Source organism: Paenarthrobacter sp. A20 (genome assembly GCF_024168825.1).
Lineage (GTDB): Bacteria > Actinomycetota > Actinomycetes > Actinomycetales > Micrococcaceae > Arthrobacter.
Genome location: NZ_JALJWH010000001.1, coordinates 3,708,655 through 3,727,460, shown reverse-complemented (window position 1 = coordinate 3,727,460; position 18,806 = coordinate 3,708,655). Strand labels below are relative to the sequence as shown.

The 18,806-nt window shown below is 61.4% G+C and carries 15 protein-coding genes; 10 read left to right on the top strand and 5 right to left on the bottom strand.

The window, feature by feature from the left end; genetic code table 11:
* Positions 1-304 precede the first annotated feature (304 nt).
* The 5 genes from J3D46_RS17145 (at position 305) to J3D46_RS17125 (ending at position 5,796) form a co-directional block, all read left to right on the top strand.
* Entirely contained in the window at positions 305-1,387 is a 1,083-nt protein-coding gene (locus tag J3D46_RS17145) for a PhoH family protein (RefSeq protein WP_231342928.1), read from the top strand.
* The gene (ybeY, locus tag J3D46_RS17140) at positions 1,384-1,857 is read left to right on the top strand and encodes an rRNA maturation RNase YbeY (RefSeq protein ID WP_089595199.1); all 474 of its coding nucleotides are present in this window, start codon (positions 1,384-1,386) and stop codon (positions 1,855-1,857) included. Before J3D46_RS17145 ends, ybeY begins: the two co-directional genes overlap by 4 nt.
* Positions 1,854-3,185, top strand: a complete 1,332-nt coding sequence (locus tag J3D46_RS17135) for a hemolysin family protein (RefSeq protein ID WP_231342926.1) — start codon at positions 1,854-1,856, stop codon at positions 3,183-3,185. Before ybeY ends, J3D46_RS17135 begins: the two co-directional genes overlap by 4 nt.
* Positions 3,169-4,131: a GTPase Era gene (era, locus tag J3D46_RS17130; RefSeq protein ID WP_253468290.1), complete on the top strand. Its 963-nt coding sequence runs from the start codon at positions 3,169-3,171 to the stop codon at positions 4,129-4,131. The genes J3D46_RS17135 and era overlap by 17 nt, the downstream gene beginning before the upstream one ends.
* A 105-nt stretch (positions 4,132-4,236) precedes the next feature.
* Positions 4,237-5,796, top strand: coding sequence for an LCP family protein (locus J3D46_RS17125; protein ID WP_253468289.1), 1,560 nt, complete (start codon positions 4,237-4,239; stop codon positions 5,794-5,796).
* A 68-nt stretch (positions 5,797-5,864) separates the two neighbouring features.
* On the opposite strand, the gene J3D46_RS17120 is transcribed toward J3D46_RS17125, so the two are convergent.
* Entirely contained in the window at positions 5,865-7,817 is a 1,953-nt protein-coding gene (locus tag J3D46_RS17120; protein WP_253468288.1) for a M13-type metalloendopeptidase, read from the bottom strand.
* A 248-nt stretch (positions 7,818-8,065) separates the two neighbouring features.
* Here J3D46_RS17120 and leuA point away from each other — a divergent pair, with 248 nt between their 5' ends.
* The 3 genes from leuA to J3D46_RS17105 all read left to right on the top strand — a co-directional run bounded on the left by leuA (position 8,066) and on the right by J3D46_RS17105 (position 11,470).
* Positions 8,066-9,805 carry a 2-isopropylmalate synthase gene (gene leuA, locus J3D46_RS17115; protein ID WP_253468287.1) on the top strand — a complete coding sequence of 580 codons (1,740 nt, stop codon included), beginning with the start codon at positions 8,066-8,068 and terminating at the stop codon, positions 9,803-9,805.
* A gap of 85 nt (positions 9,806-9,890) precedes the next feature.
* Entirely contained in the window at positions 9,891-10,643 is a 753-nt protein-coding gene (recO, locus tag J3D46_RS17110; protein ID WP_253468286.1) for a DNA repair protein RecO, read from the top strand.
* A gap of 2 nt (positions 10,644-10,645) precedes the next feature.
* Positions 10,646-11,470, top strand: a complete 825-nt coding sequence (locus J3D46_RS17105) for an isoprenyl transferase (RefSeq protein WP_253468285.1) — start codon at positions 10,646-10,648, stop codon at positions 11,468-11,470.
* 15 nt (positions 11,471-11,485) lie between these two features.
* On the opposite strand, the gene J3D46_RS17100 is transcribed toward J3D46_RS17105, so the two are convergent.
* From J3D46_RS17100 to J3D46_RS17090, 3 genes are read right to left on the bottom strand one after another with little or no spacing between them, the layout of a single operon-like run.
* Positions 11,486-12,559 carry an alpha/beta hydrolase gene (locus J3D46_RS17100; protein WP_253468284.1) on the bottom strand — a complete coding sequence of 358 codons (1,074 nt, stop codon included), beginning with the start codon at positions 12,557-12,559 and terminating at the stop codon, positions 11,486-11,488.
* Positions 12,556-13,581 (bottom strand): alpha/beta hydrolase, encoded by a 1,026-nt coding sequence (locus J3D46_RS17095; RefSeq protein WP_253468283.1) that lies wholly within the window; start codon positions 13,579-13,581, stop codon positions 12,556-12,558. The genes J3D46_RS17100 and J3D46_RS17095 overlap by 4 nt, the downstream gene beginning before the upstream one ends.
* A gap of 9 nt (positions 13,582-13,590) precedes the next feature.
* On the bottom strand, positions 13,591-15,273 hold the full coding sequence (locus J3D46_RS17090) for an FAD-binding dehydrogenase (RefSeq protein WP_253468282.1): 1,683 nt from the start codon (positions 15,271-15,273) through the stop codon (positions 13,591-13,593).
* Between the two features lie 68 nt (positions 15,274-15,341).
* Here J3D46_RS17090 and J3D46_RS17085 point away from each other — a divergent pair, with 68 nt between their 5' ends.
* Positions 15,342-16,421: a quinone-dependent dihydroorotate dehydrogenase gene (locus J3D46_RS17085; protein WP_231342851.1), complete on the top strand. Its 1,080-nt coding sequence runs from the start codon at positions 15,342-15,344 to the stop codon at positions 16,419-16,421.
* Between the two features lie 74 nt (positions 16,422-16,495).
* Here J3D46_RS17085 and J3D46_RS17080 read toward each other — a convergent pair whose 3' ends face one another.
* On the bottom strand, positions 16,496-17,089 hold the full coding sequence (locus tag J3D46_RS17080) for a DUF3043 domain-containing protein (RefSeq protein ID WP_231342849.1): 594 nt from the start codon (positions 17,087-17,089) through the stop codon (positions 16,496-16,498).
* Between the two features lie 115 nt (positions 17,090-17,204).
* Here J3D46_RS17080 and J3D46_RS17075 point away from each other — a divergent pair, with 115 nt between their 5' ends.
* Positions 17,205-18,638 (top strand): dipeptidase, encoded by a 1,434-nt coding sequence (locus tag J3D46_RS17075; protein WP_231342847.1) that lies wholly within the window; start codon positions 17,205-17,207, stop codon positions 18,636-18,638.
* Positions 18,639-18,806 lie beyond the last annotated feature (168 nt).

Below are 18,806 nucleotides of genomic sequence, written 5' to 3'. Positions count from 1 at the left end.
GCGGGGTTGTGGTTCCACCCGCTATGCCAGCTTGGCACATTGCCGACGGCGGGCGGCCGGGATTCCGTGGACCTGCGCCAACTGAAACGTGATTGATACCGGCTTGATGCAGAGTTGAGACAAAAAGTCGGCAATCACGATGCGCGCCGGAACGTGGCCGCCTGCTGAGGTTCATCGCAGGCCGGGCTGGCGTAGGATTGGAGACATTCCGGCATCAATGCGGTCGCTGAAAGTCCACCGCTGATGTCGAATCGATGGCGTTATTACGACCAACCGGAGGAGAACAGGCCTGACGGCCAGCACTATGAGTGAATCTTTGAACGGGCGGCTCAGGACCGGAAACGGCAACCAGCCGCCCAACGAGTTCCCGCACACCTTACCGGGCACGCGCACGGAAGTTGTCACGTTCGATAACTCCGACCAGATGGTTCACTCGCTGGGCAGCCACGACGAAGCCCTGCGGTACATCGAGGAACAGTTCCAGGACGTCAATTTCCATGTCCGCGGCAACGAGCTCTCCATGACGGGACCTTCCACCGTCATCCCCCGGATCATGAGACTTCTCGAAGAAGTCCGTGGTCTCGTGGCAAAGGGAACCGTGGTCACCCCGGATGTCCTTCAGCAGCTCGTCTCCTTGTTGAGGACCCAGTCCGTGCAGAATCCTGCTGATGTCCTGACGCACAACATACTTTCCAGCAGGGGCAAGACCATCCGGCCCAAGACGCTGAACCAGAAGAACTACGTGGATGCCATCGATGCAAACACCGTGATTTTCGGTATCGGTCCAGCTGGTACGGGTAAGACGTACTTGGCCATGGCCAAGGCTGTCCAGGCGCTCCAGATGAAGGAGGTCAGCCGGATTATCCTGACGCGGCCTGCCGTGGAAGCGGGGGAGCGGCTGGGGTTCCTGCCCGGCACGTTGAGCGACAAGATCGATCCCTATCTCCGCCCGCTTTACGATGCCTTGCACGACATGATGGATCCGGAGTCCATTCCGCGGCTGATGGCTGCAGGGACCATCGAGGTGGCTCCTTTGGCCTACATGCGCGGACGAACTCTGAACGATGCCTTCATCATTCTCGATGAAGCCCAGAACACCACTCCGGAACAAATGAAGATGTTCCTGACGCGTCTTGGGTTCGGCTCCAAAATGGTGGTCACCGGGGACGTCACCCAGATCGACCTTCCGCTGGGTGCTACGTCGGGCCTGCGGATTGTCCGCGAAATCCTCAGCGGCATCGATGACGTCAACTTTTCCATTCTTGAGGCGGCTGACGTGGTACGGCACCGCCTGGTCGCAGATATCGTCTCCGCTTACAGCACATGGGATGACGCGCACCGCACCGACGCCGCCGGCACACAGTACAAACGTGGAGAACGCAAATGAGCATTGAAGTCAACAACGAATCCGGCGTGGCGGTGGACGAGGCCCAGCTGGTGACGTTGTCCCGGTTCATCTTTGAGCGGCTGTACATCCATCCGCAGGCCGAGCTTTCAATTCTTCTGGTTGATGAACCCGCCATGGAGAAGCTGCATATCGAACTCATGGACGAGCCTGGGGCCACAGACGTTTTGTCGGTGCCCATGGACGAGCTGACGCCGGGCACCCCTGACAAGCCCACGCCGCAAGGCATGTTGGGCGACATCGCCATCTGCCCCCAAGTGGCCGAGGTTCAGGCACGCAACGCCGGACATCCTACCCAGGACGAGATGCTGCTGCTGACCACCCATGGCATCCTTCACCTTCTCGGGTTCGACCATGCTGAGCCGGAAGAAAAAGAAGAGATGTTCGGTTTGCAGCGCGAACTGCTGTCTGAATTCCTGGGCAAGGATGCCCCCATGGAGACCATGCAGTGACCTGGATCATCCTGGTCGGCATGGCACTGGTTTTCCTCAGTTTCGTCGCTTTGCTGACTGCTGCCGAGGCCGCCTTCAACTTCCTGCCCCGGCATGAGGCCGAACAATCCATCGTCCGCAGCAAGGGCAAAGCCCTAAGTGGCATCCTCAAAGCCCCCATCGCGCATATGCGCGCCTTGCGCTTCTGGCGTGTGTGGTTCGAAATGGCCGCTGCCGTGGCCGTTGCGGTGGTCCTGCACAGCTTGTTGGACAACGTGTGGCTAGCCGGCCTTGCGGCCACCGGAATCATGGCCGTGATCGGCTTTGTCCTGGTTGGTGTTTCGCCCAGGCAGTTGGGCCGTGCACATTCCGGACCCGTCGTACGTTTCACAGCTCCGTTGATCAGGTTCCTCTGCTGGATTCTTGGTCCCATCCCCGGCTGGCTCGTGGCGCTTGGCCAAGCTGTGGCTCCCGGTGCCCCGAGTGGCGACGACGCGTTTGTGAGCGAAGAAGAATTCCGGGAATTCGTGGATCGTGCCGCTGAGTCGGACATGATCGAGGACAACGAAGCAGAGCTCATCCATTCGGTCTTTGACTTCGGCGACACGTTGGTGCGTTCGGTCATGGTCCCTCGCACGGATATCGTCAGCATCGGTACCGGCTCGGACCTTGAGGCGGCCATGGGTCTTTTTCTACGTTCCGGATATTCGAGGATTCCGGTTATTGGCGAGAACACGGACCAAATCCGGGGAATTCTCTACCTGAAGGATGTAGCCGCGGCCATGCATCGCGGCGAACCCGGGCTGCAGGCGCATGACGTTGATTCCCTCGCCAGGGACGTCCGCTACGTCCCTGAATCCAAGCTCGTGAGCGACCTCCTCAGGGAACTGCAGCAGGAATCAACCCACGTGGCGATCGTCATTGACGAATACGGCGGAACCGCCGGGCTGGTCACCCTGGAAGACCTTATCGAGGAAATCGTGGGCGAAATCGTTGATGAATACGATGCCGCCGCGGAAGAAGCCGTGGACCTTGGAGACGGCACGTTCCGGGTCAGCGCCCGCATGAGCATTGATGACCTGGGTGAATTGTTCGACATCGACCTCGACGACGACGAGGTCGATACCGTGGGTGGCCTCCTGGCCAAGGCCCTCGGCCAGGTTCCGATTGTAGGAAGCTCCGTTGAGGTGAACGGAATATCACTCAGGGCGGATAGGCTTGAGGGTCGCCGAAACAGGGTCAGCCATATCATTGCGGCAGCCATGCCAAAGGAAGACACTGACTTTGAAGACCTACTCGAAGACGCCGACTCAACGCAACAGGGAGTTCCACGTGAGCAAGCAAAATAAGAAATTCGATGCCGATAATGATTTCGGCGGCTTCCACGCAGGCTTCTCGGTGTTGGTGGGCCGGCCGAACGCCGGTAAGTCGACGCTGACCAACGCCTTGGTCGGCCAGAAAGTGGCCATCACCTCAGCCAAGCCCCAGACCACTCGTCACACCATCCGAGGTATTGTCCATCGCGACGATGCGCAGTTGATTCTGGTAGACACCCCTGGCCTGCACAGGCCCCGTACGCTGTTGGGTAAGCGCCTCAACGAACTCGTGGCCGATACCTTGGCCGAAGTGGACGCCATTGGATTCTGCCTGCCGGCGAACGAAAAGATCGGCCCCGGCGACAAATACATTGCGGCGCAACTGGCCGCCGTGGGGCGTAAGCCGATCGTGGCCCTGGTGACCAAAACCGACCTCGTGGACCGTCAAGCGCTGACTGAGCAGTTGCTTGCCGTGGCAGCTTTGGGGCGGGAGGTCCTCGGTGAGCAGGGGTGGGCCGACATCGTTCCCGTTTCCGCGGCCGACGGCTTCCAGGTCTCCACGGTCGCTGACGTACTCATCAGCCATATGCCGTCGTCGCCGCCGCTTTATCCCGATGGGGAATTGACGGACGAGCCCGAGGCGGTCATGATTGCCGAACTCATCCGTGAGGCCGCCCTGGAGGGTGTCCGGGACGAACTTCCGCATTCCCTGGCCGTGGTGGTGGACGAGATCGTTCCCCGCGAAGGTCGAACCGAAGACAACCCGCTATTGGATGTGCGGGTAAATCTGTACGTTGAGCGTCCTTCCCAGAAAGCCATCATCATCGGCAAGGGCGGAAGCCGGCTGCGTGAAGTGGGGACCAACGCGCGCAAGGGAATCGAGACACTGCTGGGTACCAGGATCTATCTTGATTTGCACGTCAAGGTAGCCAAGGACTGGCAGCGCGATCCCAAGCAATTGGTCAAACTCGGATTCTAAACGGCGTCACACGTCCCGGCGTGGCTTCGGCCCGATAAGGAACTTCCCAGAATCGGCAACTATGATGGCGGGAATCCACGTGTTTGAGGAAAGGTAAACCGAATAGTGCGACGTCGTGACGCCCGCCCGCAGGGCACCGGCACCGCTGGCTCCGTTGCGGCCCGCCATGGCGAGGATGCCGAGGGCACTCCCCGCCATATGAAGGTCCGCAAAGGACTTCCGCTCTGGCTGAAGATTGTTACCGGCGTGGTTTCCGTGGCCCTGGTTGCCGGTGTTGCCTTTGCGGCTTTTTGGTTCATCCGGCTGCAGAGCAACATTACCAAGGCACCCTTGAGCGCCGGGGAGTCCCGGGATTCCGGGGAGGCCCTGGCCAATGACAAATCCGACCGCCTGCAAATCCTTATCCTTGGTTCTGACACCCGTGACGGAAAGAACTCGGAGTACGGAACCTCCGAGGATTCCACGGGCTACGGTCACTCCGATGTGATGATGCTCCTGGACATCTCAGCCGACAACAAGCGCGTCAGCGTCATGAGTTTCCCGCGTGACCTCTTGGTGAACGTGCCCCAATGTACGGACCACACCAACAACCAGACCTTCCCCGCCCGCAGCGGCGTCATGATCAACGAGGCCATGGCAGAAGCCGGCATCGGTTGTGCGGTGGATACCATCAACAAGCTGACTGGCCTTGAAATCGACCACTTCATGATGGCGGACTTCAACGCCGTCAAGGAGTTGTCCCACGCTATCGGCGGCGTCAATGTGTGTGTCAGCGACCCCGTCTTTGACCCGGACTCCCGGCTTCGCCTGCCCAAAGGTGACTCGCTGGTGGAGGGAGAACAAGCCCTCGCCTTCCTGCGGACCCGACACGCATTTGGTGACGGAGGCGACCTTGGACGCATCAAGGGACAGCAGGCGTTCCTTTCGTCCCTGACAAGGAAGCTCAAGGATGAAGGAACCCTGGGCAACCCCCAGAGACTCCTGCAGATAGCAGACGTGGTAACGCAGAACCTCACTGTGGATGAGGGGCTGGCGTCCGTGCCGTCGTTGTTGACCATCGGTGGGCGGTTGAAGGACATTGATGTGTCCAAGGTCGCGTTCGTCGCCGTGCCGACTCAAGCAGCAGCAGTTGATCCGAACAGGCTCGAGCTCATTGAGCCCCAGGCTTCCCAACTCTTCGCCGCTTTGCGCGCTGACCTTGACCTGACGACACCCGGTGCTACCTCTTCACCGGCCGCGACGGAAACCCCTGCGGCCCAGCCCACAGCCACCACGCCCGCGGCCCCCGCCTACGATAAGGCGATCCAGCCTGTCGCGGTTGCCAACGGCAGTGGCATTGCCGCGAGGGCCCAGGAACTGATGGCTGTGCTGACGGGCAATGGATTTACCCAGGCGGTGTCATATCTGGCGAACCCCGTGGACCAGACAGTGCTCTACTACGGGGCTGGCTTTGCCGACGTGGCAGCTGACGTCGCCACTCTGTACGGTATCCCGGCGGCCCAGGTGCAAGAAGCGCCGGGAGTAGCGGGAGTCCAGCTTTACGTTGGTACGGACTTCGGGACGGGTACTGCCTACGGCGCAGCGTCGGTTCCGTCGGACGTGGTGAATCAGACAGCCAGTGAGGCCGTTTGCCAGCAGGTAAATCCGCTGTACATCGATCAATAGCTGATCGTGGAAAACATTGGAGCATGAGAGAGGCCGGGCCACATGGCCCGGCCTCTCTCATCCCTGTCCTACCAGATGCTCACGCGGTCTTCCGATTCCATCCACATACCATCCGTCGCACTGACACCGAATGCTGCATGGAAAGCGTCGAGGTTGCGGGCGATGGCATTGGTGCGGAACTCGTTCGGGGAGTGCGGATCCGTGGCCAACCGTCGGATTGCTTCCTCTGTGCGGATCACTTGGCGCCAGCCGGCTGCCCACGACATGAAGAAGCGCTGCTGGCCTGTGAAGCCGTCGATGACCTCGGGCTCGGCGTCGCCCAGGCTAAGGAGGTAGGCCTTATACGCAATCGTCAGGCCGCCAAGGTCGCCGATGTTTTCGCCCAGGGTCAGTTTGCCGTTGACCTTATGGTCGGGTGCAGCGTAGGGGGAGAGGGCGTCGTACTGGGCCACCAACTTGGCCGTGAGAGCTTCGAATGCGGACCGGTCCTCCTCAGTCCACCAGTTGCGCAGTGCCCCGCTTCCATCGAACTGGGAACCTTGGTCGTCGAACCCGTGTCCGATTTCGTGTCCGATCACAGCCCCGATGCCGCCGTAGTTCACAGCATCGTCAGCGTCTGCGTTGAAGAAGGGCGGCTGGAGGATCGCGGCCGGAAAAACGATCTCGTTCAGCATGGGGTGGTAGTAGGCGTTGACTGTTTGAGGTGTCATGAGCCATTTGGTCAGGTCAACGGGCTTGCCGATCTCGTCCAGATGCCGGTCGACGTCAGCATCATGGGCGCGTTCCACGTTGCCCAGCAGGTCTTTGGGATCGATTTCCACGGCGGAATAGTCGATCCATTTTTCCGGGAAACCGATCTTTGGCCGGAAGGCTTCCAGCTTCCTGAGGGCTTCCTTCTTGGTTTCTTCGCCCATCCAGTCCAGGGAGGAGATGCTCTCGCGGTAAGCCTCGATCAGGTTGGCGACGAGGGTCTCCATCCTTGCTTTGTGGCCGGCGGGGAAGTGCCGCTCCACGTAGATTTGTCCGACGGCTTCGCCAAGCGCAGCCTCGACAACGGCAACTCCTCGCTTCCAACGCTCCTTGTTTTGGGGCGTGCCGCTGAGTTTGGTGCCGTAGAAATCGAAGTTGGTATCGACGAACTCTGAGGAAAGGTAGGGGGCAGCCGAGCTAAGAACCCTGAGCGTCAGCCATTCCTTCCACGTTTCCAGCGGCTCGGACTCCAACAACCCCGCGGCGCCGGCGAAGAAGTCCGGGGTGCTGACAACTATCTCATGACGCTTGTCCCGCTCAACCCGCGCGGCTTCGAACCAGGTGTCCAGCAACGGGAAGATATTCGCGGCTTCATCGGCAGACTTGAGGTTGTAGGTTTTCTGGGGATCCCTCAGCGTCACATTGTCCCAGTGATGCGACGCCAGGACAGTTTCGAGGCCGAGAATGCGCGTGGAGGCCGCCTGTGCGTCGGGGATGCCTGCGAGGGTGAACAACCTGGCAATGTACTCGCCGTAGGCGGCCACAATGCCCGTAAACTTTTCCTCCCGGTAATAGGACTCGTCCGGCAGTCCCAGGCCACCTTGCCCGATGTACAGAAGGATGCGCTCCGGGTTCCCGGCATCCGGCGCCGGGTAGATGGAGAACAAGCCCGTGACGTCCGACCGGAACAAACGGCCGATCAGGGCAGCCAGTTCATCTGCGGACCCCACGGAACGAACTTCTTCGAGACGACCCCGGACTGGGTCGAGCCCCTTTTCCTCGGCCGCGGCCTGGTCCATGAAGCTGGCGTACAGGCCGCCTACTTGCTGCTCGACGCCGGTTGCGGACTCGCCCTTGCCGGCAGCTTCTTCGATAATCGCCTGAACGGCCAGCTCGGCGCCATCCCGCAGTGCCGTAAAGGTACCTTCCAACGGCCTGTCATCCGGGATCGTCGTGCTGTTGAGCCACGCGCCATTGACGTGCTGGTAGAGGTCGTCCTGGGGCCGGACGCTGTGATCGATGTTCGAAAGAGTGATCCCCGACTGTGGCACTGTGGCTCCTTGTGTGGACACTGCGCCGGCGTTTCCACCGTGGCGGCGTCTGCATAGTGGACGTTGCATGAGGTGTTGCACTGTCATCATACGCATCGTGTTACTGTGAAATTGTGCGTACGGCGATGCTTCTTCTTAGCTGCCGCGGCGAGGCCTGAAAGCTATCTGAAGCTGGGCCATCCTCGCCGCGGAGTTCCGTTGTGTCCGGCTAAGCTTTCAGTTAGTTCTTAGAGAAAAGGCCACACGTCATGCGTAATGCACAAAAGCCCTCCGGTATGCCTATTCACCGCTACCTGCCGTTCCAGGACCAGATCACCGTCGACGTTCCTGACCGCACTTGGCCGGATAAAGTCATCACCAAAGCCCCGCGTTGGTGCGCAGTGGACCTGCGCGACGGCAACCAAGCACTGATCGACCCCATGAGCCCGGCCCGCAAGCTGAAGATGTTCCAGCTGCTGGTCAAGATGGGGTACAAGGAGATTGAAGTCGGTTTTCCTTCGGCCTCGCAGACCGATTTCGACTTCGTACGCCAGCTCATCGAGGGCGGCCATATTCCCGATGACGTCAGCATCCAGGTGCTGACCCAGGCACGTGAACACCTCATTGAGAGGACTTACGAGTCCTTGGTGGGTGCGAAGCAGGCAATCGTCCACTTGTACAACTCGACGTCCGTCCTGCAAAGGCGCGTGGTCTTCAACCAGGATGAAGACGGTATCCTCGACATCGCCCTGCAGGGTGCCCGCCTGTGCAAGAAGTACGAAGAGACGCTGGAAGATACGCACATCACGTACGAGTACTCGCCGGAGTCCTTCACAGGAACCGAACTCGAGTATGCCGCCCGTGTTTGCAACGCCATTGCCGACGTCTTTGAAGCCTCCGCCGACAAGCAGGTCATTATCAACCTGCCGGCAACCGTAGAGATGGCAACCCCGAACGTCTACGCCGACTCGATTGAATGGATGCACCGTAATCTGCACCCCCGGGAGGGCATCATCATCTCCCTGCACCCGCACAACGACCGCGGCACGGGCGTCGCTGCCGCCGAGCTGGGATACCTGGCGGGCGCCGATCGGATCGAAGGCTGCTTGTTCGGCAACGGTGAGCGTACGGGCAACGTGGATCTCGTGACTCTGGGATTGAACATGTTCGTGCAGGGTGTTGACCCCATGATCGATTTTTCGGACATCGATGAAGTCCGCCGCACTGTGGAGTACTGCAACCAGCTGCCGGTCCCCGAGCGTTCCCCGTACGGCGGCGACCTCGTCTTCACGGCTTTTTCCGGTTCCCACCAGGACGCCATCAAGAAGGGCTTCGAAGCGCTGGAGAAGGACGCCGCAGCAGCCGGCAGGTCTGTGGACGACTTCACCTGGCAGGTTCCCTACCTGCCTGTCGATCCCAAGGACCTCGGCCGCAGCTACGAAGCCGTCATCCGCGTCAACTCGCAATCGGGCAAGGGTGGGGTTGCCTACCTGCTGAAGAACGAGCACAACCTGGACCTGCCCCGTCGCGCCCAGATCGAATTCTCCGGCGTCATCCAGCGCCGGACCGATGCCGTGGGTGGCGAGGTCAGCGGCGCGCAACTGTGGCAGGTCTTCCAGGACGAGTACCTGCCGTCCGACGAAGAGCAGGCACAGTGGGGGCGTTACGCGCTGGGCAGCGTAAGCACAGAGACCGATGAAGCCGGTGCCATGACCATGAACGCGAACCTGCGGATCGATGGCGTGGAAGTTCGGCGGACGGGCCATGGCAATGGTCCCATCGCTGCACTGTTGGATATCCTGCACCACGACGGCGTTGATGTCCGTGTGCTGGACTACAGCGAGCATGCCCTGTCTGAAGGCGGCAGCGCCTGCGCGGCGGCTTACGTTGAGTGCGCCGTAGGTGAGCGGGTCCTGTGGGGCGTGGGCATTGATCCCAGCACCACGACGTCGTCCCTCAAGGCACTGATTTCCGCAGTCAACCGGGCCGTTCGGGACGCCCGAGCCTAGGCGCCTACCGTTTGGTGACGGGAAATACCGTCACCAAACGGTCCGGCGGTCACCGCTGGATCCAGGCATAGTGCGAAGATTAGTTGTGGCCAATCCGTCGTTTGCAGCACGGTCCTACAGGGACGATGCCGTGGTGCTCCGTACCCACAAGTTGGGCGAGGCGGATCGCATCATCACTTTATTGACCAAACACCATGGGCAAGTCCGTGCCGTGGCAAAGGGCGTACGGAGGACCACCAGCCGGTTTGGGGCACGCCTGGAGCCATTCATGGTTGCGGACTTGCAGTTGGTTTCCGGGCGGACGCTCGACATCGTGACGCAGGCCGTGGCCAAGGGTGCTTATGGGAGCAGTATCGCTGCCGACTATGGGCGGTTTACCGTGGCTGCGGCCATGACCGAGACCGCCGAGAAACTGACGGATGCCGATACCGAATCCGGGACGGCCCAATACAATCTGTTGGTTGGTGCGCTGGCCGCCCTCAGCCGCTCCGACCATCCACCAGAACTCATCCTGGACTCCTACCTGCTGCGCGCTTTGGCTACAGGCGGGTGGGCACCGAGTTTCACAGCTTGTGCCCGCTGTGGTCGCCCGGGACCACATACAGCCTTTGCCGCTCCGGTTGGCGGAATGGTTTGCAGTGATTGCCGACCGCCCGGTTCGCCTGCGCCGGCACCGGAGACGGTAGTGCTGCTCGGTGCGTTACTGACCGGCGACTGGGTCGTAGCCGATTCATCCGACCCGAGGCATCGGCGCGAAGCGGCGGGGCTGGTGGCCAGCTACCTGCAATGGCATCTGGAACGGGCCTTGAAATCACTCAAACATGTGGAGCGAAGCTGACAGTGGCACTTGGTAAGAAGAGCAAGGCGATAACGGCCAGGACGGCACCAGTAGTTGCCCCTTACGGACACCCCTCCGGGGCATTGCCGCCGAATATCCCAAGTGAGCTCATTCCGCAGCACGTTGCCATCGTCATGGATGGCAACGGGCGTTGGGCCAATCAGCGTGGCCTCCCTCGCGTTGAGGGTCACAAAGCCGGCGAGCCTGCCCTGCTGGACGTGATGGCAGGAGCTATCGAGCTCGGCATCAAATACGTCAGTGTCTACGCGTTTTCAACGGAGAACTGGCGGCGTTCGCCTGAGGAAATCCGATTCCTCATGGGTTTTAACAAGGATGTGCTACGTCGTCAGCGCAACCAATTGGATGAGTGGGGCGTCCGTATCAGGTGGGCTGGTCGTCGGCCCCGCTTGTGGGGTTCGGTCATCAAGGAATTGGAGGAGGCCGAGGACTACACGCGGGCCAACGACACATGCACGTTGACCATGTGTGTTAATTACGGTGGTCGGGCTGAGATCGCCGACGCTGTTTCGGCTATTGCCCACGACGTCGCCGCAGGAAGATTAAAGCCCGGGGCGGTGTCCGAGAAGACCATCCAGAAGTACCTCGACGAGCCCGACCTCCCGGACGTGGACCTATTCCTGCGTAGTTCGGGGGAGCAGCGGCTCTCAAACTTCCTGCTGTGGCAATCGGCCTATGCGGAATTCGTTTTCATGGACACTCTGTGGCCGGATGTCGACAGAAGGACACTATGGGACGCCGTCGAGATCTATGCCAAGCGTGATAGGCGCTACGGGGGAGCAGTGGACGCTGCGCCCGCCAAAAACTAGCACACGCTTGCTGAATCAGTACGGGTATGCGGCCAGCCAGACGGCGACGTCGCGGTAGGCCTGTTGCCGGACGGTGCGTCTCGACAGAAAGATGTCATGAAGGGCGCCCGGGTAGCGGAACACAGCCGTCCGGCGGGCAAGGCCAAGCGCCCGTCGCGAGGTTTCCTCAACGTCAATGACCGCGTCCGCCCGCATCAGGTCAGCCGTCCACTCTGCTTGGATCCTGGTCCGCCCGGAGAGAAGCACCAGTACGGGGGCGTCAATGTTGAGCTTGCGCTCTACCGCCGCATGGCCAGCCAGTACGGCCTTCGTCCAACCAGCCCGGATGGGGAAGGAAGCCCTCGGACGCCAGATTGGGTCGAGGATCCACTCGCCATGGGCTTCATTGCTGACACTCTCCCAATAGGCAGGCATCTCCGGAAAACGGAAGGGGCGTTTGGGGTCCGTGCGGGCAAAAGGCTCCACCAGGTGCATGGCGATACTGCGGACGAGGCTGCTGCCTTGAAGCTCAAGCCAGGGGGAATTCAGGACCAGGGTTCCCAACCTGCCCGGATTTCGGTCGGCCCAAAGCGCTGCGATCAAGCCCCCAAGGGAATGGCCAAGCATATGGATAGTGGGGGCCGCACCATTGCTGGTCCGTGCCGCCACGTCGCGTTCGATCTCCACTAAGGCAACTGCAAGATCCTCGTCGTAGACGCTCAGGTCCGAGGTGTAGCCGGGCGTCTGGCCCGGCAACAAGCTACGGCCGAACTTGCGGAGGTCCAACGCATAGAAATGAAAGCCCGACGCCGTGAGGTACTCGGCAAGCTCGGTTTGCAGGAAGTAGTCTGCCCATCCATGCAAGTAGAGAACCACCCGCGGCGCTCCGCCAGGATCGGCCGGGGATGCGCGGCGCTTGCGTTTGGTGAACGATGTCAGGAAGTCGAGGATGCCTTGAGGCGAGGCCTGCTCAACCGGTGGGGCGTGCCTGACGAGCGTCGCTTTGACGGGCCCTTCATCATCGGCCTTGAGCGGCAGCTCGAGGCATTCGTAGCCGTGGCCAAGAATGTCGCGCTCCCACACTGATACCGACCCCTCCGTTGTGGTCATGTTTGCCCTTCCTGCTGGCCCTCCGGCACGGCGTCGTGCATGAACCCGTTGATCCACCTGGCCAGCCGCGCATATGCATCCTTTCGCACCGCAGGCGCCGACAGGAAGACGTCGTGCAGACCGCCGTCGATGCGTTCCAAGGTGACGCTGCGGCCCAATGCCATGGCCCTGAGCGCGATCACACCTACATCCAGGACCGCATCGGAACGGCGCATGGATTCGTGCCAAACCATTCCATTGGCGCTGGCGGTGGAGGTCAACACAAGGACAGGGATGTCCAGTTTCAGGCCCCGCGCAACCTGCGAATGTCCGGCAAATACGGCGCGAAGCCAACCGGCACGCACAGGGAACGCCAAAGGGGGCCTGTAATTCTCGTCCAAGGCCCATTCCCCTTCTGCGGTACTACTGATGCTGCGGAAGTAGAATCCTCGCTCAGGCAACTTCAAGATGGTCTCGGGTCGCAGCTTTGCAAGCGGTGCCACCATGGCCTGTGCAGCCCGGCGAACCAGTGAGCTGCCGTGCATTTCGAGCCAAGGACTGTCCAGGACGAGGAAATGGATCTCTCCTGGATGGCGGCTGGCCCACAAAGCGGCCACCAAACCCCCTGTTGAGTGCCCCATAAGTGTCAGCGTGCCGTTCGGTGATGCTGAGCGATCGGCCTGAATCACGCTGACGGCCCGATTGATCTCGGCATCGTAGTCCGTCAGGTTTGCAACGTAGCCGCCCGGTTTATCGGCCTGGAGGCTCCGTCCATGGTTGTGCATGTCCAGGGCGTAGAAGTCATATCCTTGCCCCGCCCAGAATCTGGCAAGCTCGGTATTGAAGAAGTAGTCGCTCCATCCGTGCAGGAACAAAACGGCACCAAACCGCTTCGGAGCGCCCTCACTGCGACCGGTATCCCCGTTCTTCGGCTCCACGCGGTGGCGGATCAGCGTGGCGTGGCGGACCACGCCATCGTTTCCCGTGGCATCAAGGCCACAGGATTGGAAGTCCGCTCCCAGGAAGTCTTCCGTCCACTCCATGGCCTTAGCTTAGACACTGGCGGTGGCTTCCCTGCCAGCCGCCCTCCCGGAGAAGAGGCAACCGCCCAGGAATGTTCCTTCCAATGCCCGGTATCCATGGATGCCGCCACCGCCGAATCCCGCTGCTTCGCCGGCTGCGTAGAGACCCGGGATGGCTTGCCCGTTACGGTCCAGGACCCTTGAACGAAGGTCCGTTGCGAGGCCGCCCAGGCTTTTCCTTGTCAATACGGAGAGCCGGATGGCAATCAGCGGGCCATGCGCCGGGTCAGTCAGCCGATGCGGTGGTGCCACCCGCATCAGTTTGTCCGTGGCAAATCGACGTGCTGCCCTGATGGCGGCGAGCTGTGGGTCCTTCCCAAGGCCGCTTGCCACTTGACGGTCCCGGGCGCTGATCAGTTCTTCAAGCGCGCGGGTTCCGATGAGGGAGTTGTCTGCGAGCTGGTTCATTCTTGAGGCCAGTTCCCCGGGTGATGACGCCTGCAGAAAGTCCACGCCCCGGTCCAGGAAACGCTGGATAGGTGTGTCGCCGGTTGGGCGCAGGCGTGATGCAAGCAGTCGGACGTCCTTGCCCGTGAGGTCGGGGTTCTGCTCGGAACCGGACAGGGCAAGTTCCTTGAGGGCAATGGTGCGGTTGAGGACAAACCATGAGTAGTCGTGCCCCGTTCCGACGATGTGGCGCAATGCCCCCAAGGAATCAAAACCGGGGAACAGCGGCGGGGGCAACTGGCGGCCCTTGGCATCGAGCCACAACGAGGAGGGCCCGGGCAGGATCCTGATTCCATGATTGGGCCATACAGGATCGTAATTGTGGATTCCTTCCGGGTAGTGCCACATGCGGTCGCCGTTGACCAAAGCAGCACCAGCGCTTGCCACGACGGGAAGGAAACTGCCGTCCACGGAAGCCGGCACGCCACTCAGCATGTGCTCGGGCGCCTTTCCCCCGGGCCACTGGCTGCGGACGGCTGCGTGATCGCCGCCGATGCCACCCGTGGTCACCACAACAGCGCCTGCCGTGGCCTCGAAACCACTGACGGCGACCCGCGCGGACGCTTGGCCCCGCATCGCCGTCGACGGTTCAAGAACCTCGCCCGAAACGCCCGTGATCCTGCCCGTCGTCGTCGTCAGCAACAGGGCGCGGTGCCTGAAGTGCAAACTGACCCGGCCGCTCCTTACGCCTTCCAGGACCTTGGCGAGAAACGGCTCCACCAAGGCAGGCCCCGTACCCCATGTGACGTGGAAGCGGGGGACGGTGTTGCCATGGCCTTCCGGCCCATAGCCGCCGCGTTCCGCCCATTGCACCAACGGGAAGATGCCAACGCCAAGGCTCCTAAGCCACGCCCGCTTCTCTCCGGCGGCGAAGTCGACGTACGCCTCGGCCCACTGACGGGCCGTCCCGTCTTCGGACCGGTCGAAAGCTGCGGAGGCGAGCCAGTCATGCAGGGCGAGATCAGCGCTGTCCCTGACGCCCAGACGCCGCTGCTCAGGTGTATTCACCATGAAAAGCCCGCCAAAAGACCAATGGGCTTGGCCACCCACGGAAGCTTCCGGCTCCTGATCCAGCACAGCCACCGTCTTGCCGGCGGCATAGGCTGTGGCGGCCGCAACCAGTCCGGACAGGCCTGCGCCGACCACTACGACGTCGGCATCGATCCTGCAGCGTCCATGATTTGCGTCACCATAATCCCCAGGCATGCGTACATGCTAGCGGGATTGGTGGTCATGGGTTTGGTGAGTTGTCCATGAGGCGGAAAACTAGGACCATGCGTGTTTACCCCACATTTTTCAAGCTGGCCTTTTCCTGGATGGATGCCGAGAAGGCACACAAGATCGGCTTCCAGGGAATCCGGGCGGCCCACCGCTCCGGTGCCGGCCGGATCCTTGCCCGGCTTACAGCTCCCGACGCTTCACTTCGCACGGAGGCGCTGGGACTGACGTTCCCGTCACCTTTCGGCCTGGCGGCAGGTTTCGACAAAGAAGGTCACGGCATCGAAGCGTTGGCTGAGCTTGGATTCGGGCATGTGGAGGTGGGAACCATCACGGGCCAGGCGCAGCCAGGCAATGAGAAGCCCAGGCTGTTCCGCTTGGTTGAGGACCGCGCGGTGATTAACCGGATGGGGTTCAATAACGACGGCGCCGCTTCAGTCGCGCCAAGGCTCAAGTCTGCGCGGGCTGCTTTGCAAAGGCAGCACCCGGACGTCCGCCCGGTTATCGGGGTTAACATCGGCAAGACCAAGGTGGTGGAACTCGACGATGCCACCGAGGATTACCTGGTGAGTGCACGCAGCCTGGCTCCCGCGGCTGACTACCTCGTAGTCAACGTCAGCTCTCCCAACACACCAGGTCTTCGCCTGCTCCAGAATGTGGAAACGCTGCGCCCGCTGTTGCGGGCAGTTGGGGACGCTGCTGATGAAGCTGCCGGACGCCACGTGCCCCTGCTGGTCAAGATTGCGCCGGATTTGTCCAATGACGACATCGACGACGTCGCTCGACTGGCCTTGGACCTGAAACTTGATGGAATCATCGCCACCAACACCACGATCTCCCGTGACGGACTGCTGTCCGATGCTGCGAAGGTTGAGTCACTGGGAGCAGGTGGATTGTCGGGGGCGCCCCTCAAGCATCGGTCTTTGGAGGTTCTACGGAGGCTCAAGGACGCTGTAGGGGACGAGTTGGTACTCATCGCCGTCGGTGGTGTGGAAACCGCAACGGATGTGCAGGAGCGAATGGATGCCGGCGCAACTTTGGTCCAGGGCTACACAGCATTCCTTTATGAAGGTCCATTCTGGGCCTCACGTATTAACAAGGGACTGGTAAAGATCCGCAAGAGGACGGCGCGTTAATCAGGCCACGAAAAGGAAGACCCCGGACCGTTGGTCCGGGGTCTTCCTTTGTCTGATGTCTGAGGCTTGGGCGCTTAGGCCGGGTACTGCCCACGCTTGACCTGCGGCTTGGGGAGGCGGAGCTTGCGGAACTGAAGGGCCCGCATGCAGCCGTACCAAACAGAGCCGCGTTCCACCTCGCCGAACTTCTCGGTAAGACGCTTCCGAAGCTTGCGGGACAGGATGAAGACGTCAACGAAGACGGCCAGGAACATGATCCAGAACCCAATCAACACATAGCTGATGCCGGCGCTTGTGGGCGGAATGATCAGGGAGATCACCACGAACAGCAAAGCACCGAACATGAGGTACTCACCGAGGCTGAAGCGAGCGTCCACATAGTCCCGTGTGTAGCGCTTTTGGGGACCCTTGTCGCGGAGGGGAAGGAACTTCTCGTCGCCCGTATCGAGCGCCTGCCGCATCTTCTGCCGCTGGTCCTGGATGGCTACCCGTTCCGCTGCCTTGGAAGCCTTGCGGTCGTTGGGCACCAGGGGGCGCTTGCGGGCAGCTTCCTGGTCCTTCCGCTTGGGCGTGGGGGCGCCCTTCGCGCCGCCGGGCTCCGGGGCGGTGGCGTAGGCCTGGTCTACTACTGATTGAGCGCTGGGCTCTTCCTTTTTGCGTCCGAACACCCATACAGAATACCCCTCACGGAGGTGGCGTAGGTTACGCCTCCGTATGCCCGGCCTTGATCGCGCCGGGCCGCGCCTGCCCTGGCGGACGAATCCCCGGCGGTAAAGTGTGGCCATGACTTCAGCACATGCGGAGATCCCGCAGAACAAGCAAGGGCACTCCGGCGAAACTCCGGTCGAAGCACTCACAGCAGCGGTTAACGATTCCTTCGAAAGCACGATGGAATCCCTTAAGGAACTCGTCGGCATTCCGGGCATTGCATGGGCCAGTTTTGACCCGATCGAACTCGATCGAAGCGCCGAAGCAGTGGCTGCCATGGTCGAGGCCTCGGGGATGGAAGAAGTGCACATTCTGCGCAGCAGCAAAGCCGACGGAACCCCCGGTGGCCCTGCCGTCGTCGCGCGTCGTCCAGCCGCCGACGGCAAGCCAACAATCCTGCTGTACGCCCACCACGATGTCCAACCCCCGGGGGACAGGAGCCTGTGGAACTCGGAGCCCTTCGTCGCCGAAGAACGCGACGGCCGGCTCTATGGCCGTGGTGCTGCCGACGACAAAGCCGGAATCATGGCCCACTTGGCCGCCTACAGTGCCGTGACCAAGGTTCTGGGTGAAGAGTTTGGACTTGGCGTGACGTTCTTCTTCGAAGGTGAGGAAGAGGCAGGGTCGCCTACCTTCCGTACGTTCCTCGAGGAACACCAGGAGCTCCTGCGGGCCGACGTCATTGTGGTCGCCGACTCCAGTAACTGGAAGGTGGGTGTTCCCGCCCTGACCACCAGCCTCCGGGGTCTGGTGGACGGAACGTTCGAGGTGCGCGTCCTGGACCATGCGGTCCATTCCGGCATGTTTGGTGGGCCGGTACTCGATGCCCCCACGCTTTTGTCGCGCCTCATTGCGACCCTTCACGACGACGACGGCAACGTTGCTGTCGAAGGCCTGGTGGCACGCGATGACGTGGCGGTCGATCTTGCCGAGGCGGACTACCGTGCTGATGCATCAGTGCTCGACGGCGTGAAGCTCGCCGGCAGCGGGACAATCGCCTCACGTCTGTGGACCAAGCCGGCACTGTCCATCATCGGCATGGACGTCCCCTCCGTTGACGTTGCCTCCAACACCCTAATTCCCGCTGCCCGTGCGAAGTTCAGCATGAGGCTGGCCCCTGGGCAGGACCCGGAAGCCGCGATGGATGCTTTGAAGCGGCATGTGGAAGCGCATGCGCCCTTTGGGGCCAAGGTGACTTTCAGTCCGGGGGAGCGGGGCAACGCTTTCTCCACAGACACCTCCTCGGCTGCCGCGCGCGTGGCGCTCTGGGCGCTGGGTGAGTCGTGGGGAGTACAGCCCGTGGAAACGGGAATCGGCGGTTCCATACCGTTCATTGCCGATCTCCTGGACTTGTATCCGGAAGCCCAGATCCTGGTGACCGGAGTGGAAGACCCCGATTCCCGGGCGCACAGTGCCAACGAATCGCTGCACATCGGCGATTTCCGCCATGCAGTGTTGGCTGAGGCATTGATGCTCGCCCGGCTTAATGCCGACGGGCTCGGGGACTAGCCTAGGATGGCTGCGCGGCGCGCCGGGAACAACGAAATGCTGTCTGTGGTTACGTCAGGAGTTATAGCTAAGCGTCTGTGCGACGTAGCATTAGCTATAACCCGTACGTAATTGGGTAAGGGCAGGCAGCGTCCCGGCGCGGCCTCCAAGAGCTTCATAAGAAGGTAG

Bases quoted from the DNA above. Each gene is read 5' to 3' on its own strand.
- leuA (WP_253468287.1), top strand. From the start codon at position 8,066: ATGCGTAATGCACAAAAGCCCTCCGGTATGCCTATTCACCGCTACCTG.
- J3D46_RS17100 (WP_253468284.1), bottom strand. From the start codon at position 12,559: ATGACCACAACGGAGGGGTCGGTATCAGTGTGGGAGCGCGACATTCTT.
- J3D46_RS17095 (WP_253468283.1), bottom strand. From the start codon at position 13,581: ATGGAGTGGACGGAAGACTTCCTGGGAGCGGACTTCCAATCCTGTGGC.
- J3D46_RS17085 (WP_231342851.1), top strand. From the start codon at position 15,342: ATGCGTGTTTACCCCACATTTTTCAAGCTGGCCTTTTCCTGGATGGAT.
- J3D46_RS17075 (WP_231342847.1), top strand. From the start codon at position 17,205: ATGACTTCAGCACATGCGGAGATCCCGCAGAACAAGCAAGGGCACTCC.
- ybeY (WP_089595199.1), top strand. From the start codon at position 1,384: ATGAGCATTGAAGTCAACAACGAATCCGGCGTGGCGGTGGACGAGGCC.
- J3D46_RS17090 (WP_253468282.1), bottom strand. From the start codon at position 15,273: ATGCCTGGGGATTATGGTGACGCAAATCATGGACGCTGCAGGATCGAT.
- J3D46_RS17145 (WP_231342928.1), top strand. From the start codon at position 305: ATGAGTGAATCTTTGAACGGGCGGCTCAGGACCGGAAACGGCAACCAG.